This window comes from Saccharothrix sp. NBAS 001 (assembly GCF_056640475.1).
Genome location: NZ_CM153251.1, coordinates 4,080,017 through 4,095,658 on the forward strand (window position 1 = coordinate 4,080,017; position 15,642 = coordinate 4,095,658).

Below are 15,642 nucleotides of genomic sequence, written 5' to 3' on the forward strand. Positions count from 1 at the left end.
CGTCAGGCACCGGCAGGCCATCGCGAAGAAGCGCCCCGAGCGTTGCCGCCTTGCCTCCGCAGCTCGACGGATTCGCGTCGGAGAGTCTTGTCAGCACCACGCCGCCCATCAACAAAACGTTGACAACATTGTGTTGAAGGTAGCAGGGTGGGCGGTATGGAGCGCAAGCACGACTTCGACCGGGCCCCGAGCGCCGATCAGGCGCAGGGCCAACGTGAGCGCGAGGCGCAGGACCGACTCGTGGAGCTGGGGGCCGGCCGGTTGGAGCCGCGTCCGTGGCGACCTGCTCCCGTGCCACCGACAGCGGTCGACCTCACGCAGTACGCGCTCTGGCGGTCGGCGGAACTCACCCGCGACGACCTCCTGAGCGCGCTGACGCTGCTCCCGGCGGCACGGGCGGAGGTCGAGGGAGTCGAGATCGGGCTGATCTTCACGGCCCGGGGCGAGGGTCTGACGTGGACGCAGATCGCGGAGGCCATGGGCTTCCACTCCCCCCAGGCGTGCCAGCAGTACGTCAACCGCCTGAGCGCGCGGCAGGACAAGCGGTCGTGACCCACCGGTCAGCCTCGGAGCTGCTCATCCTGCACGCGGTCCGACTCCTCGGCTTCGCGAACACCGCCGAGGTCGCCGAACGCGCCCGGACCGGCCCGGACGAGGCCCTGCGCGTGCTGCGCGAGGCGGAACGCCGGAATTGGGTGCAGCACGTCGAGTTCGCCGACCTCGGCGGCTGGTCGCTCACCGATTCCGGCAAGATCGAGAACGAGCGCCGGCTCGCGGTCGAACGCGACGGTGCCGACCCGGAGAACCGGATCGCGGCCGTCTACCGCGACTTCCTCCCGCTCAACGCCCGACTGCTCCGCGCGGTCACCGACTGGCAGATCAGACCAACCGGCCAGGACAGGTTCGCGTCCAACGACCACGTCGACACCGCCTGGGACGGGCGCGTCCTGACCGAACTCACCGCACTCGACAACGCTCTGCCCGCACTCGTCGCCCGTCTCGCAGGGGTGTTGGCCAGGTTCGCCGGCTACGACACCCGTTTCGCGACAGCCCTGCGACGGGCACAGGACGGACACCACGACTGGATCGACAAGACGAACATCGACTCCTGCCACCGCGTGTGGTTCCAACTCCACGAAGACCTCATCGCCACCCTCGGCATCGACCGGGGCACCGAGAACACCGCTGCGCCGTAACGATCTCTGGGCGAACCACCGCACCCACGGCCTTCGCCCACGGTCAGCGGCTTCACCAACGCCGGACCGCTGCGCCTCCACCGCTCTCCCCGACTCCCCTCGACGCCGCCATCGGACCGTTCGCTCTGCTCAGGACGGTGGTTCCCGCCGAAGCCCGCTCGTCGGCCATGCCGCTCCGGCAACCGAACCTCGGCACGAGTGAGCCGCATCCGGACGTGCCCGCAGAGACTGTGCGGCGGTGCGCGGACAGGTCGTCCGCGCACCGCCGTGTGGACCGGGTCAGCAGCCGGTGGTGGTGTCCGTGCTGTCGACGGTGCAGGTGTCGGTGCCGAGGCCGCCGTTGGCGGTGTCTCCGCCGATGCCGTCCTGGACGTCGATGCTGTCGTTGCCGAGCGAGCCGCTCATCGTGTCGGTGCCGTCGTGGTCGACCAGGACGTCGTTGCCGTTCTGTCCGTCGAGGTCGTCGTTGCCCGGCCCGCCGTAGATGTGGTCGTTGCCGTTGTCGAACAGGAACAGCAGCGAACCGAGCAGGGTTTCGCCGTAGTTGGTGTCGTCACCGGCCTCGCCGTAGAGGTAGTCCGCGCCGTTGCCGCCGCCGATGGAGTCGTTCCCGGCACCGGCGTACACCGTGTCGTCGCCGTTGCCCCCGTCGATCGTGTCGTCGCCGGCACCGCCGTAGATGGTGTCGTTGCCGTTGCCGCCGTTGATGGTGTCGTTGCCGCCGAGGCCGCAGATCACGTCGGAACCGTTGGTGCCGTTGAGGGTGTCGTTGCCGGGGGTGCCGACGACGGTGCAGCCGAGGGCGTTGTTCACCGTGGTGGACTCGGCGTCGGTGTTGTTGCCGGACACGGGGTCCGGCTCGGTGGCCGACGCGGTCGCGGTCGCGGTGACGGTGCCGGTCGTCGACGGGGTGACGGTGATGGTGGCGCTCGCCGAGCCGGAGGCGGCCACGGTCCCGAGGGCGCAGGTCGCGGTGAGGCCGCTGACGGTGCAGGAACCCTGCGACGCCGAGGCGGAGTCGAGCGTCGCGGCGGTGCCGCCGAGGGTGGTGGACACCGTGACGCCGGTGGCGGCGCTGGGCCCGGCGTTGGCCGCGGTGACGGTGTAGGTGTAGGGGGCCGCGCCCAGGGCGACCGGGTCGGCGGAGTCCGCCACTGTGACCGACACGTCCGCGTCGGCGTAGGTGTACCGGTCGGCGGTCGATGTCGCGCTGGTGCCGCCGACCGTGGTCACGGTGACGTCGACGGGCCCGACGGCGTGGGCCGGGGCGACCGCGGTGATCGAGGTCGGACCGACGACGGTGTACGACGTCGCGGCGGTTGTGCCGAATCGCACCGCCGTGGCGGCGGTGAACCCGGTTCCGGTGATGGTGACGGCGGTGCCGCCCGCGGTCGGGCCGCCGGACGGGGCCACGGCGGTGACGACCGGCGCGGCGACGTAGGTGTAGCGGTCGGCGGTGGTGACGGAGCTGGTGCCGCCTGCGGTGGTGACGGTGAGGTCGACCGCGCCCGGCGTGCCGGCGGGCGCGGTCGCGGTGACCGTCGAGTCGTCGACGACGGTGAACGAGGCGGCCGGGGTGGCACCGAAGGCCACCGCCGTGGTGCCGGTGAAGTTGGTGCCGGTGATCGTGACGAGGGTGCCGCCGGTCGAGGGGCCGGCCGCCGGGGTGACGCCGGTGATCACCGGCGCGGGGTCGAGGTAGGTGAACCGGTCGGCGGCCGAGGTCGTGCTCGTGCCGGTCGGGGCGGTGACGACGACGTCGACCGCGCCGGTCGCGTGCGCGGGGGCGGTCGCGGTGATCGTGGTGTCGTCGACCACCGTGAACACGGCGTTCGTCGTGCCGAACTTCACCGAGGTCGCGTGGGCCAGGCTGGTGCCGGTGATCGTGACGGCCGTGCCGCCCGAGGGCGGGCCGGTGGCCGGGCTGAGCGCGGTGACCCTGGGCTGGACCACGTTCGCGGTGGTCAGGCCGAAGGGCCCGGAGCCGACGCCGAAGGTGGCGGTGACGGTGTTGGTGGCCGTGTCGATCCGGGACACCGACGCCGCGCCGTTGTTGGCCGCGTATAGGGTCCCGCCGTCGGCGGTGACGGCCACCCGGCTCACGTTGCTGCCCACGGCGATGGTGGCGGCGACGGTGTTGGTGGCCGTGTCGACCACCGACACCGTGTCCGGGCCGATGTTCGCGACGTAGGCGCGGCTGCTGTCGGGGCTGACGACCACGCCCGACGGGATCGCCCCGACGGCGACGGTCGTGGTCAGCGTGTTGGTCGCGGTGTCGATCACGGCGACGGACGCGGAGCCGTAGCGGGCGACGTAGGCGGTGGTGCCGTTCGGGGCGATGGCAATTCCGGTGATCTGGTCGGAAGGCCCGCCGACGGTGGAGGTGGCGGTGACCGTCGCCGTCGCGAGGTCGACCACGGAGACGGTGCCCGCACCCAGGTTGGCCACGTAGGCCTTGGCGCTGTCGGGCGTGATCGCGACGGTGACCGGGATGGAGCCGACCCCGACGGTCGCGGTCACCGCGTTGGTGGCGGTGTCGATCACCGACACCGTGTTGGAGCCGGTGTTGGCGACCACGGCGCGGGACCCGTCCGGTGCGATCGCGATACCGAGGGGACTGGCCCCGACCGGGATGGTGGTCACGACGCTCGCCGCGGCCGTGTCGACCACCGCGACCCCGCCGCCGTTCCTGGTGACGTAGAGGAAATCGCCGTCCGGGGTCGCCGCGACCTCCAGCGGAGTCGCGCCGACGACGATCGTCCCGACCACTGCGGACGTGGCCGCGTCGTAGGCGGTCAGCGTGTTCGAGCCGCTGTTGGCGACGTAGACGAACGGATGCCGTTCGACCGCTGCGTTGGCCTGCTGGGCGCTCGCGGCGAGCAGACCTGCCGCCACCAGCGAGGCACCCACCGCCAGGGCGGTACCGCGAAGTCTTCCGCTTTGTCCGCGCGGCACCGGTAAAAGTGTTGTGTTCATACGGCCTTCCTCTGGGAAAGTCCACGCCTGCCCCGACCCCTGCGCGGCACGACAGGATGCATGGACACAACCGCGAAATTCGAACACGCGAGTGAAACCGCAATGTGCGGGCACAATCCCGCCTGCGGACGAGTGACCCGGAAAAGGTGAGACGCCGTCATCATGACGGCCCCGGTTCCGACGGACTACCGGATCCCGCGCGATTTCGGGAGAAGCGGGACGGCCGTGCGTCAGGTGATGGCGAGGGTGATCACGCCCGGCCGGCTGGTCAATCCGGGTGCCTGCAGGCAGTCGAGCAGGTTGACGGCGGGCCCGGTCACGACCATCACCGCCGTGGCACCCGCGAACAACCCGGAGGTGACGGAGCCGGTGAGGGTGACCACCGTCGAGCCGCCGACCGTGGTGACCGTCCGGTTGTAGGTGAAAACGCTGCTCTCACCGGTGTTCCACTGGAACGTGAGCACAGCGCTGTCGGACTCGACCAGGTCGAGGCACGACGCGGACCTGGTGGCCGTCCCCGCGCTGAGCCCTGCGGTCAACCCCGGTACGGCGGTGGACGCGCAGGGGGCGAGGACGTGCGAGAAGTGGATGGTCTGAACCGACGGCTGGAGAACGATCCCGGGCGAATAGGTGACGGTTTGCGTGCCGGTGCAAATCACACCGCCCGGGTCGGCGGCAGCGGCAGGTGCCGCGAAAAACCCCGCCACCACGGACGAAACCACCGCAAGGACAACGAATCTTCGCATCACACGCTCCTTCGATCACGATGGGAGGTGACGGTAGATTCCTATCACGAAAGACCCACCCGGAAACCCGCCATCCAGGTCTTCGGCACCGCACGTGGAACAACTCAGAGTAGGCACGAGGACCAGCTTCGATTCCGCGGCCAGCCATCCGCCGGCGAACCAATTCACCTGGCCAGGGCCGGCCCGCGATCAACCCGCAAACTGCGGTGGACACCCGCGCCGGTCGCGCGAATTCGCGCGATCCCCAGCGGACGGGAACTGCTTACTCGACCACACCGGCGCGCGGATGCCCGTGCACCCCGGGTCGGGGTGGTGCCGGCGCTGCCGGGGACCGGGCGTCAACCGGATCGCCGTGGCGGTGGACCGATCCTAGATTCCCTTGTAGACGAAGGAACCTGTGTGATGCGCCGTCGTGGACGGGGACCGCGGGTCCGGGAAGTGGAGGGGTTCGGGTGCGGTCGACGGCGAGGAAGTCGGTATCCGCTGTGGTGGTGGGCGTCGCGGCGCTCTGCCTGGTCGACCTGCGGAACGGGATGGACGGGGTTTCCTGCGGCGCATCGAGACCGTGAACCCGAACGACCGGCAGCCGACCACGGCGGGCTCCACCGCGCTCGCCGGGTCGAAACCCGCGCGGGACGCGTTCCTCGTGTCACGCCTGCGGGAGGCCGGCGCGGTGGTGCTGGGCAAGGCGAACCTGTCGATCTGGTCGAACTTCCGGGGCTCCGACGCCCTCGCGGGCTGGAGCGCGACCGGCGGCCAGACCCGCAACCCCAACGTGCTCGACCGCAGCCCGTGCGGCTCGTCCAGCGGCTCGGCCGCCGCAGCCGCCGCGAGCCTGGCCGTGGTGACCACCGACACCGACACCGACGGCTCGATGCTGTGCCCGGCCGCCGCCAACTCCACCGTGGGCATCCGCCCCTCGCTGGGCGTGGTGAGCCGCAGCGGCGTCGTACCCATCACCTCGCGCCACGACACCCCCGGGCACATCGCCCGCAACGTCACCGACGCCGCGCTCACGCTCTGGGCGATGCACGCCGCCGACCCCGACACCTCCCCCGCCGCCGGCGCGCTGCCCGCCGACCCGCGCGGCGTGCTCACCCGCGATACGTTGCGCGGCAAGCGAATCGGCGTCTGGTGCAAGGGCACACCGGCCCGGACCCCGACATCGACCGGGTCTTCGACGCCGCCGTGGCCCAGCTCCGCGACCTCGGTGCCACCGTGGTGGAAGGTGCCGACGTCCCGAGCACCGACGACATGGCCGCGAACCACCTGCTGCCGGCGGCCCTGACCGAGTTCAAGCACGACCTCAACGCCTACCTCGCCGCCACCCCCGGCACCCACCCCCAGGACCTGACCGGCCTGATCGACTACGGCGAGCAGCACGCCGACGTCGAACCGGCCAAGTCCGGCCGGGACCTGTTCGAACTCGCCGACCGGACCGACGGCGACATCACCGCCCCCACCTACCGCGCCCACCCCCACCCTCGAACACCAGGCCCCGGCGCGATCCCCTTCGCCACCTCGACCCGCAACACCTCCGCCGGCGGCTACCCCCACATCACCGTCCCGGCCGGGCACACCCGCAACGGCCTGCCCCTGGGCCTGTCCTTCATCGGCACCCGCTTCACCGACGCCCACCTCCTCGGCTACGCCTACGCCTACGAGCAGGCCACCCACGCCCGCAAAGCCCCCGCTACCTGCCGACTACCCGCCGACCCGACGCAAAACCCCCGCCACACGGGCACATTCGGCCTCGGCGGCGGACACGGACGTCGAGCGGCTCGACGGCGTCGGAGGTACCGGGGTGCCCGTCACCACGGCACGACTCCGGCGTCGTCGAAGAAACCACCGGTCGGTCCGTCGTCGGGCAGGGTCGCGAGGCGGATCGCGATCGCCGCACCCTGTTGTGGGGTGCGGACGCCCCGGAAGCCGTTGAGGTCGGTGGCGGTGAAACCGGGGCAGCCGGAGTTGACCAGGATGTTGGTGTCGCCCAATTCCTTGACGTACTGGACGGTGATGGCGTTGAGGAAGGTCTTCGACGCCGCGTACGCGGTGGGAACCGGGCCCAGGTCGACGCCGGGCGTGGTCTGCACGGCGAGCGAGCCCACGCTGCTGGACATGTTGACGATTCGCGGTGACGCCGAGCGGCGCAGCATGGGCAGCATCGCGTTGGTGACCCGGATGACGCCGATCACGTTGGTCTCCACGACAGCCCGCACCGTCGCGGGGTCGACCGTGGTGGACGTCTGCGGCAGATCGCCGGTGATCGCGGCATTGTTGACCAGGACGTCGAGCCCTCCGGCGTGGTCGGCGATCAGCTCCGCCGCAGCCGCGACGCCGGCGTCGTCGTCCACGTCGAGCGGCACGCCGAACGCGTCGGTCCCGGCCGCGCGCAACTCCGCCACTGCGGTGTCGCGTCGTCGGCGATCCCTCGCGCCCACCCCGATCCGCCAGCCGAGCGCACCCAGGCCCGCCGCGATCTCGTATCCGATTCCTTTGTTCGCACCGGTCACCAGCGCGATCGTCCGTCCACTCATGCCGTCGATCATGTTGCCGACCCGGGTGGCACGTCCAAGACCGATCGGGTGGGCGGCGATACCGCACGGGTATTGGTCGTGGTAGGCGCCGGCTACCATGACGTGGTGGAGACGCGGGAGTTGCGGTACTTCGTCGCCGTCGCCGAGGAGTTGCACTTCGGGCGGGCGGCGCAACGGCTCGCGATGGCGCAACCACCGCTCTCGCGGGCGATCCAGCAGCTGGAACGGCGGCTCGGGGTCGTGCTGCTGCACCGCGCCGCGCGCGCGATCACGTTGACCGAGGCCGGGTCGGTGCTCCTGCGGGAGGCCCGGCTCGCCCTCGAAGCGGTCGAAGCCGCCGAGCACCGCACCCGCCGCGCCGCCGCCGACCGGCCCGGTGTCGTGCTGGCCACCAAAGCCGGGGCGTCGAGCGAGCTGCTGTCGAAGCTGCTGGACGCCTACGCCGCCGCGCCCGGCGCTGTCGCCGTCGAGGTGGTGCTGTGCGGGCCCGGCGAGTCGGAACGCCTGCTGCGCAACGGACGTGCCGACGTCGCCCTGCTCCAACGGCCCTACGACACGGTGGCCGGATTCGACACCGAAGACCTGCACACCGAACAGCAGGTCGTGGTCCTGCCCGCGGGGCACCCCTTCGCCGACCGGTCCCACGTGTCGATGGCGGAGGTCGCCGCCCTGACCGACCTGCCCCTGCCGCGCTGGCCCCGACCGGACGGGAGCTATCCGGACGGCCCCGGCCCGCAGGTCCGCGACCACACCCAGTTGACCCAGCTGATCATGCTCGGGCGGGCCTGCGCGGTCATGCCCGAGTCGCTCCGAGCCCGGTTGCGCGACGATCACGCCATCGTGCCGGTGCCGGACGCGCCGGCCGTCACGACCGTCATCGCCTGGCCGCCGCACAGCAGATCACAGGGCGTCGCCGGCCTCGTCCGCACGGCGACACACCTCCAGCCGACGGTCTCCTCCGGGAACCCGGCCGCTTAGGGGCGGTCAGCGAGGTCGCGCAGGCCGGGATCGCGGTGTGACGGGTCGCGGGTGGGGTCGGCCGCAGGTCGTCAGGGGTCAGGACCTGGGCTGTTGTTCCCGGCCGGACGTGGTGGCGGCGGTGAGGTGGTGGTAGGTGTTGGTGCGCTGGAGCAGGCGGTCGAGGAAGGCGGGACGGTTGTCCAGGCGGAGGGTCGCGCCGGCGGCCGTCGCGGCGCGGCGGGTGGCCAGGAGCAGCGACAGGCCGTGCGAGTCGCAGTAGGTCAGGTTCGAGCAGTCCACCGCGATCACCGCCGGGTGGTGCGAGGTGAGCACCTGCCCCACCACGTCCAGGAGTTCCGCGCCCGAGTCGTAGACGAGGTCTCCGGACACGTCCACGTCCGCGCGGTCGGTGTCGGCGGAGACGAGGGTGCAGGTCAGGTTCTTCGCTGTGGTCATGCGGCGGGTCCTGGCTCGGTCTCGGGAGTTGTTCGGGCGATCGCGGTTCGGGCTTCGCGGAGCAGGCGGGTGGCGCGCGGGAAGTCGCGCAGTTCGGTGGCCAGCAGGTCGAGCGCCGGTCCGAGGAAACCGGTGGGCGCGCCGCGCACGGCCAGGATGTCGGCGGTCCACGTCAGGTAGCCCGTCAGCAGCGAGGGGTCGTCGGTGTAGAGCGCGGTGCCCAGGTAGTCGACGACGTGCGCCAAGTCCTCGGGGGTGTGGCCGGACCCGGGATCCGCCCCGTCCAGGCCCGCGTGCACGGACCGCACCAACCGGGTCGCGGAGCGCGTGACCAGGGTGTACTCCTGGTCGGCCAGGTGGGGCAGGTCGTCGATCGGCTGGTGGGCGTCCCGCCTGCGGATCGGCGTTCCCCCGGCCAGCAGGTCCGCCGCCGTTCGGGCGTCGGGCGCCCAGAGGTCCGCGCCCAGCAGGCGGGCGTAGCGGCCGTCGCGGCCGAACGCGCTGCCGCCGACCAGCACCGGCGTCCCGGCGGCCTGGCAGGCGGTGATGGTCGCGTGCGCGGTGGGCAGCCTCGGCGCGAGCGAGCCGGACAGCGCCACCGCCTCGGGACCGGTGGTGTGCAGGTGGGTGATCAGGTGCGGGGTGGGGATCTGCGCCCCGAGGTAGTCGACGCGGAAACCGCGCAGCGCCAGCACTTCCGCCAGCAGCCGGGCGGGCAGCGCGTGCCACTCGCCGTCCACGCAGGCCACCGCGATCCGCGCCCGGTGCGGCCGGGGGTACCGGACCGCCGCGCTCAGCTGCGCGATGACCCGTTCGTTGATCGCCGTGGCGGCGTGCTCCTGGGCGACGGTGAGCCGGTCGGCCGCCCACTCCGCGCCGACCTTGCGCTGCACGCCGCCGATCACGTCGAGCAGCACCGACTCCGGGTCCAGCCCGTCGTCCAAGGCGCTGCGCACGACGTGCCCGGCGGCGTGGTCGTCGCCCCTGACGACGGCGTCCCAGAGCGCGTCGCCGGCCTCCCGGGCCAGGTCCCTGGTAGCCGTCACGTGGTGTACCGCCCCCGGCCGTGCCCCCCGACGGCGGTCAGGTGCCGTCCGCGCGGGGCGGTGATCGCGAGCAGCGCGATGTCGTCGTGGCCGCCGTCCCCGAGCCACTCGGCGGCGACCATGTGCACGTGCTCGGCGACGGCCTCGGCGGGCATCCCCGCGCACGAGGCCAGCACGGTGCGCAGCCGCTCCTCGCCGAACATCTCACCGCCCAGCGGTCCGCCCACGGCCTCGGTGATGCCGTCGGTGTAGAGCAGGCAGGTCTCGCCGGGCGCGAGCACGACCTCGGCGGTGGTCGACGAGATGTCGGGCAGCACCCCGATCAGCGTGCCCGACGTGGGCACCTCCTCCACCACGCCGTTGGCCCGCACGACCAGCGGCGGCAGGTGCCCGCCGGAGGTCAGCCGCAGGCGCACCCCGGCGGCGGAGCGGGCCACCGACGCCAGCACGAGGGTGACGAAGCGGGTGGAGTGCCTGCTCAGCAGCGCGTCGTTGAGCAGCGACAACACCCGGGAGTGGTCGTCGGACATGGGCAGCAGCGCCTGCACGACGCCGCGCACCTTGCCCGTCATCACCGCCGCTTCCAACCCCTTGCCGCACACGTCGCCGAGCACCGCCAGCAGGTCGTCGGCCTCGACGCCCACCGGGTGGACGTCGTAGAAGTCGCCGCCGACCCGCTCGGTGTCCGACGCGGCGCGGTAGCGGCCCGCGAACTCGACGCCGTCGACCTGGCGCAGCACGGGCGGCAGCAGGTCGCGCGTCAGGATGTCGGTGATCGACGCCTGCGCGGCGAACAGCCGGGCGGCGGACATCGCGGAGCCGGCGCGCGCGGCGAACAGCCGGGCGAACACCTCTTCGTCCTCGGTGTAGGCCTGGTGCCGGCTGCGGCGCAGCAGCACCAGCGCGCCGGCGGGCACGCCGTGGCCGGGCAGCGGGGTCACCACGATCGACCCGATCTCGCCGAACTCCTCGGTGACCAGCCAGTCGGGCGCGGACCCGGGATCGATCCACCGCGACGGCACCGGCGGGAAGCCCTGCAACGCCTCGGCCAGGCCCGCCACCTCGTCGGGGTCGATCGCGAGCCGGTCGTGCACCGGGGTCCCGCCCCGGGTGCACCGGGTCACCGGGAACTCCCGGCCGCTGCCGGGCGCGATGACCAGGGCGGCGTCGGCGAGGTGGTCGGCGGCCAGTTGCGCGGTGAGCTGCCGGCACCGGTCCGGGTTGAGCGAGGTCAGCAGGGCGGAGGAGACCTTGCTCAGCAGGGCGGTGCGCTCGCGTTCGACGCGCAGCTGCTCCCGCGCCAGGTCGACGTCGGTGTGGTCGACCAGCCACCAGGTCACCGAGCCGTCGGCGTGGACGGCCGGGTGCGCCTCGAAGCTGCGCTGCCCGATCGTGCCGGTCGCCGGTCCGCGATCCCCGACGGTGAGCCCGTCGTGCGCGTCCGCCAGCCAGGCGGACCCCTCGCGCAGCGACGTACCGGGGAGGACTCCCGGGAGCAACCGTCTGGCCGCGGTGTTGACCGCGCTCACCGTGTCGCCGGAAACGACCACCCCGGGATAGGGGGCACCGTGCCAACCCATGTCCGCCGGGACGTCCTGCCGGACTGCGTGATCGGTCTCCACCAAAATGCACGGACGCCCGTGTCGGGGCCCTCCACCTCACAAAACTTTGGTTGTGTGACGACAACAATGGTAGTGCCTGGTCGTGGACACCGCACTCGCGGTCGATCTCCGCACCCCCGCCGGACCCGGAGACAACGTTGTCAGGGCAGGTCAGGCACCGTCCCGGACCGGCATCGGCGAGATCGTCGGCCGGGGTGACGGGGAGGTTCGCCCCTCGACTCGCGTCCAACGGGTGCAAGCCCGCTTTGCTACGGATTCCCCGGGCCGACCGCCTGTCACACTCCGGACAGGTCGAGCCTTCGGGGAGGGCGCGGGTGGAGATCCGGCTGTTGGACGGTGTCGGGATTCGCGGTGACCAGGGCGAACACAGGCTGAAAACACGGACGCAGGAGTGCATGCTGGCCGTGTTGGCCCTGTCCCCGGGCAAACCGGTGAGCGTCGGCAGCCTGATCGACTGCCTGTGGTCGCCCGACAACCCGGAACGCAGGCAGGCCAAGCAACCCGCGTCCACCATCCGCGCCTACGCCAAGCACATACGCGTTGCCCTGACCCACGCGGGCGGCGACGGCGCCTGGCTGGACGGCAGGTCACGTCCCGGGTTCTACGTGCTCGCCATCGACCCGATGCTGGTGGACTACCACCGGTTCCTGGCGTTGGCCGAGGCGGCCCGGCAGACCCGCGACCCGGACCGGTTCGAGGAGGCGTTCGCGCTGTGGCGGGGTACCCCGCTGGCCGGCCTCGGCGGCGACTGGGCCGACCGCCGCCGCGAGGACATGGCCACCCGGCACCGGGCGCTCAAAGAGCACCACCTGCAAGCCTTGCTGGACAACGGCCACGCCGACCGGGTGCTGGAGGAGTTGCACGTCCTGGTCGAGCACCACCCGACCGACGAGTTCCTGCTCCTCGGCGTCCGCGCCCTGTCCGCGCTCGGCCGCCACATCGCCGTCCCCGCCTGGACCGACCGCCTCACCACCCTGATGCGCCAGGTCTACGGCGCCGAACCCTCTGCGGGCACGCTTGCCCGCGCCCGCCAGTCCTCCCCGCCCGGCCGCCAGGCCGTGGTCGCGTTTCCGGGCCAGACGCCCACCCCCGTGCCGGCGGGCCCCGCTGCGGTGTCGGTGGAGAACGCCGTCCGGGAGCACCGGCAGGTGACGGACCGGGTGTTGAGCGAGGGGTTCACCGGGCGGGCGTGGGTGCTCGCGGAGATCGACGAGCGGCTGGCCGGGATGCCCGGCGGCTACGTCTGGGTCGCGGGGGACGCCGGGGTGGGGAAGACGGCGTTGGCGGCGTTCCTGGTGCGGGAGCGGGGGTGGGTGGGGCACTTCGCCGGGGTGAGCCGGGGCGCGACGGTGCGGGTCGGGTTGCAGAACCTGGTCGGCCAGTTGGTGCGGCGGTGGACCCTGGCGGACATCGCGCCGGGCGCGATGGTGCCGGAGTGGGCGTTCACCCCGGAGGGGTTCGACGTGGTGCTTCGCGCGGCGGCCGAACGGGCGCGGGCGGCGGGCGGCCCGTTGGTGTTGGTCGTCGACGGGGCGGACGAGGCCGAGATCGACGGGCAGCCGTGGGGACTGCCGTTCGTGCTGCCGGACGGGGTGTTCGTGGTGGGCACCTACCGGACCGGCCACCCGCCGCCGCGCGCAGGCGGCAACTCGGCCGTAGTGCGGCTGGCGGCCGACGATCCGCGCAACCGCCTGGACGTCGAGGCGCACCTGCGCGCGGTGCTGCCGCCGGAGCTGACCGACGACGGGGTCGTCGCCGCGCTGTCGAACCGGTGCCAGGGCGTCTGGGTGTACCTGCGCTACGCCGTCGAGGAACTGCGGAACGGGATTCGCGACGTGCGGGACCTGGCGACCCTGCCGTCGGGCCTGTCCCGCTACTACACCGACACCGTGGACCGCTGGAGCCGGAGCCCGGCCTGGGACGCCGGGCTGCTGCGGCTCTTGGGCGCGGTCGCCGTGATCGAGGAGCCGCTCGACGCCGCCGACCTCGCGCTGGCGGCCGACGCCGACGAGAACGCGGTCCGCCGCTGGTGCCACAGCACCCTTCGGCCGTTCCTCGCCGTGGAGCGCTCGGGGTCGACGGCCCGCAGGTTCGCCGTCCACCACACCAGCCTGCGGGAGTTCCTGAACGGCCGCCCGCTGGACGACCTCGGGTCCGAGGAGGACTGGCAGTGGAGCGAGACCCTCGGTGCGGCGGCGGCGACCGCACGGCACCGGATCGTGGACCACCACCTCGGCAGGTTCGGCGGGCTCGACGCCGGGTTGCCGCGACTGGCCGCCGACCACGACCTGCTGACGGCGGGGTCGGGATACCCGGTGCGGCACCTGGCGGGGCACCTGCTCGACGCCGGGCGGGTCGAGGAACTCCGCCGGCTGCTCACCGCGGAGGACCGGACCGGCAACCTGTGGTTCGCCGCCCACGAGCACGTCGACGCCGTCGACGACTACCTCGCCGACATCGCCGCCCTGCGGGCGCACCTCGCACGTGGCACCGACGAGGCGCTGGCGGCGGGCCGGTCCGTGCCGACGCTGGTGGGCGAGGTGCGGTGCGCACTCGCGGTCTCCTCGATCACCAGCCTCACCGCGAACATCCCGGCCGACCTGGTGGTCGCCCTGGTGCGGGCCGGGATGTGGACGCCGGCCCGGGCGGTCGCGCACGCCCGCAGGCTGCACGCGCCGCCGGCCAGGGCGCTGCTGCTCGCCGCACTGGTGCCGCTCCTGCCGGACGGCCTCCGCCCGTCGGCGGTCGCGTGGGCGCTGGCCGCTGCCCGTGATCCCGTCACCCACATCACCGGCGACGTGCTAACCCGGATCGCGCCGCACCTGACGGACGTGGCCGACGCGGTGTCGATCGCCTCCCGGGTGCGGCACGGCGGGTGGCGTGCCGCCGCGCAGGCGGCGATCGCGCGACGCCTGGACGGGCAGGCCAGGCGGAGGCTGCTCCAGGACGCGCTGGACTCGGCGACCTCCGTCGCCGGTGAGCACGACCGCGCGGAGGCCGTCCGGCGCATCCTGCCGGAACTGCCCGGTGATCTCGTCGATGACGCGGTGTCCGCCGCAGGCCGGACCACCCCGCCGCGCGAGGTGCCCCGGCCGCACGTCGGTGCTCTGCTGAGGCGCGCCACGGCGGACGGCGGCGAACCCGCGCGGGTCGACGAACTCGTCGCCCTCGTCCCGACCTGTTCCGACGACGAACTGGCCGAGGTGCTCGCCGGCGCGGCCCGGATCTCCGACCTCGACGCGCGGGCCGTCCTGCTGACGGCGGTCGCGGCCCGGCTGCCCGTCGGCGAACGGCCGCCGGTGCTCGCCGCCGCGCTGACCGCCGCCCGCACCATCGCCACCTCCCCCGCCCCCGACGACGACGCCTCCGCGGCGGCCGGTCGCCGGACCCGTGCCGGGGTGCTGGCCGGGTACGCGCTGCCCTACGAGCGCACCACCGCCGTGGGACACAGCCCTCCCCCGCCCCCCGACCGCACGCTCACCGAGATCCTGGCGATCGACGACCCGTTCCGCAGGGCGCGCGCGCTGGCTTCTGCCGCGCCGGGTCTGACCGCCGCCGAGGTGGAGGTGGCGCTTTCCGCCGCCGAACTCCTTCCCGAGGAGGCCCGGACGCGGGCGCTCACCGGCCTGGTGCCCGTCCTCGGCTCCGCCGCCCTGCTCGCACGGGCCGCGGCCGCGGCACCGAGCCGCGACCGGGGGTTGCTGGTCGCGGTGGTGACCCGCGCCGCAGCGGTCCTGCAAGGCCCGGATCTGGTCGTGCTGCTTCGCCGCACGATGCGGTCGGTCAGTCGGACGACGTGTCTTGCGCTGTTGGACAAGGCGGCCCCGAGGTTGGCCGAACTCGCCGGGCCCGGGTTTCCCGACGGCCTCGCGTCGGCGATCGCCGACGCGCGGCGCTGGTGGCCGTGAGGGAAGTCCTCTTGAGGACGGCGGTGGCGGGGCCGCCATTGAGCGCGGTACCGCAGGAAAATCCTGCGTGGGATATCGGTTCGGGCACGAACAGGGCGTCCCCGGGTGGGCAATTCCGAATTCGGGCAGTGGTTGTAGGGGGCGCGGACCGGGTGCCGGGCCAACCGGTTCCGAGTGCCGCACAGTGCGCCAGTC

General features: G+C 72.8%; 11 protein-coding genes. 5 read left to right on the forward strand and 6 right to left on the reverse strand.

What is annotated here, in order from left to right:
- The first annotated feature begins 156 nt into the window (after window positions 1–156).
- Together AC0HI0_RS16955 and AC0HI0_RS16960 are read left to right on the forward strand one after the other, a co-directional pair.
- Window positions 157–552, forward strand: coding sequence for a DNA-binding protein (locus AC0HI0_RS16955; protein WP_480933335.1), 396 nt, complete (start codon window positions 157–159; stop codon window positions 550–552).
- Window positions 549–1,196 carry a transcriptional regulator gene (locus tag AC0HI0_RS16960; RefSeq protein ID WP_480933336.1) on the forward strand — a complete coding sequence of 216 codons (648 nt, stop codon included), beginning with the start codon at window positions 549–551 and terminating at the stop codon, window positions 1,194–1,196. Before AC0HI0_RS16955 ends, AC0HI0_RS16960 begins: the two co-directional genes overlap by 4 nt.
- Before the next feature lie 279 nt (window positions 1,197–1,475).
- On the opposite strand, the gene AC0HI0_RS16965 is transcribed toward AC0HI0_RS16960, so the two are convergent.
- Complete coding sequence (locus tag AC0HI0_RS16965) at window positions 1,476–4,259, reverse strand: IPT/TIG domain-containing protein (protein ID WP_480933337.1); 2,784 nt, start codon at window positions 4,257–4,259, stop codon at window positions 1,476–1,478.
- Window positions 4,260–4,402: 143 nt separating this feature from the next.
- Window positions 4,403–4,918, reverse strand: coding sequence for a hypothetical protein (locus AC0HI0_RS16970; protein ID WP_480933338.1), 516 nt, complete (start codon window positions 4,916–4,918; stop codon window positions 4,403–4,405).
- 565 nt (window positions 4,919–5,483) lie between these two features.
- Here AC0HI0_RS16970 and AC0HI0_RS16975 point away from each other — a divergent pair.
- Window positions 5,484–6,206, forward strand: a complete 723-nt coding sequence (locus AC0HI0_RS16975) for an amidase family protein (RefSeq protein ID WP_480933339.1) — start codon at window positions 5,484–5,486, stop codon at window positions 6,204–6,206.
- Between the two features lie 523 nt (window positions 6,207–6,729).
- On the opposite strand, the gene AC0HI0_RS16980 is transcribed toward AC0HI0_RS16975, so the two are convergent.
- Entirely contained in the window at window positions 6,730–7,455 is a 726-nt protein-coding gene (locus tag AC0HI0_RS16980) for an SDR family NAD(P)-dependent oxidoreductase (protein WP_480933340.1), read from the reverse strand.
- Between the two features lie 105 nt (window positions 7,456–7,560).
- Here AC0HI0_RS16980 and AC0HI0_RS16985 point away from each other — a divergent pair, with 105 nt between their 5' ends.
- On the forward strand, window positions 7,561–8,433 hold the full coding sequence (locus AC0HI0_RS16985) for a LysR family transcriptional regulator (protein WP_480933341.1): 873 nt from the start codon (window positions 7,561–7,563) through the stop codon (window positions 8,431–8,433).
- 78 nt (window positions 8,434–8,511) lie between these two features.
- On the opposite strand, the gene AC0HI0_RS16990 is transcribed toward AC0HI0_RS16985, so the two are convergent.
- Genes AC0HI0_RS16990 through AC0HI0_RS17000 form a run of 3 tightly spaced genes read right to left on the reverse strand, consistent with a single transcriptional unit; the run spans window position 8,512 to window position 11,467 of the window.
- Window positions 8,512–8,871 carry an STAS domain-containing protein gene (locus AC0HI0_RS16990; protein ID WP_480933342.1) on the reverse strand — a complete coding sequence of 120 codons (360 nt, stop codon included), beginning with the start codon at window positions 8,869–8,871 and terminating at the stop codon, window positions 8,512–8,514.
- Window positions 8,868–9,917: a cobalamin B12-binding domain-containing protein gene (locus tag AC0HI0_RS16995; protein ID WP_480933343.1), complete on the reverse strand. Its 1,050-nt coding sequence runs from the start codon at window positions 9,915–9,917 to the stop codon at window positions 8,868–8,870. The genes AC0HI0_RS16990 and AC0HI0_RS16995 overlap by 4 nt, the downstream gene beginning before the upstream one ends.
- Window positions 9,914–11,467 carry a PP2C family protein-serine/threonine phosphatase gene (locus tag AC0HI0_RS17000; RefSeq protein ID WP_480933344.1) on the reverse strand — a complete coding sequence of 518 codons (1,554 nt, stop codon included), beginning with the start codon at window positions 11,465–11,467 and terminating at the stop codon, window positions 9,914–9,916. Before AC0HI0_RS17000 ends, AC0HI0_RS16995 begins: the two co-directional genes overlap by 4 nt.
- Window positions 11,468–11,934: 467 nt before the next feature.
- Here AC0HI0_RS17000 and AC0HI0_RS17005 point away from each other — a divergent pair, with 467 nt between their 5' ends.
- Window positions 11,935–15,447 carry an AfsR/SARP family transcriptional regulator gene (locus tag AC0HI0_RS17005; protein ID WP_480933345.1) on the forward strand — a complete coding sequence of 1,171 codons (3,513 nt, stop codon included), beginning with the start codon at window positions 11,935–11,937 and terminating at the stop codon, window positions 15,445–15,447.
- The last annotated feature ends 195 nt before the right edge of the window (window positions 15,448–15,642 follow it).

What these genes read in the sequence shown, in the direction of transcription:
- AC0HI0_RS17005 (WP_480933345.1), top strand. Translation starts at nt 11,935, where the DNA reads ATGCTGGCCGTGTTGGCCCTGTCCCCGGGCAAACCGGTGAGCGTCGGC.
- AC0HI0_RS16980 (WP_480933340.1), bottom strand. Translation starts at nt 7,455, where the DNA reads ATGAGTGGACGGACGATCGCGCTGGTGACCGGTGCGAACAAAGGAATC.
- AC0HI0_RS16990 (WP_480933342.1), bottom strand. Translation starts at nt 8,871, where the DNA reads ATGACCACAGCGAAGAACCTGACCTGCACCCTCGTCTCCGCCGACACC.
- AC0HI0_RS16955 (WP_480933335.1), top strand. Translation starts at nt 157, where the DNA reads ATGGAGCGCAAGCACGACTTCGACCGGGCCCCGAGCGCCGATCAGGCG.
- AC0HI0_RS16970 (WP_480933338.1), bottom strand. Translation starts at nt 4,918, where the DNA reads ATGCGAAGATTCGTTGTCCTTGCGGTGGTTTCGTCCGTGGTGGCGGGG.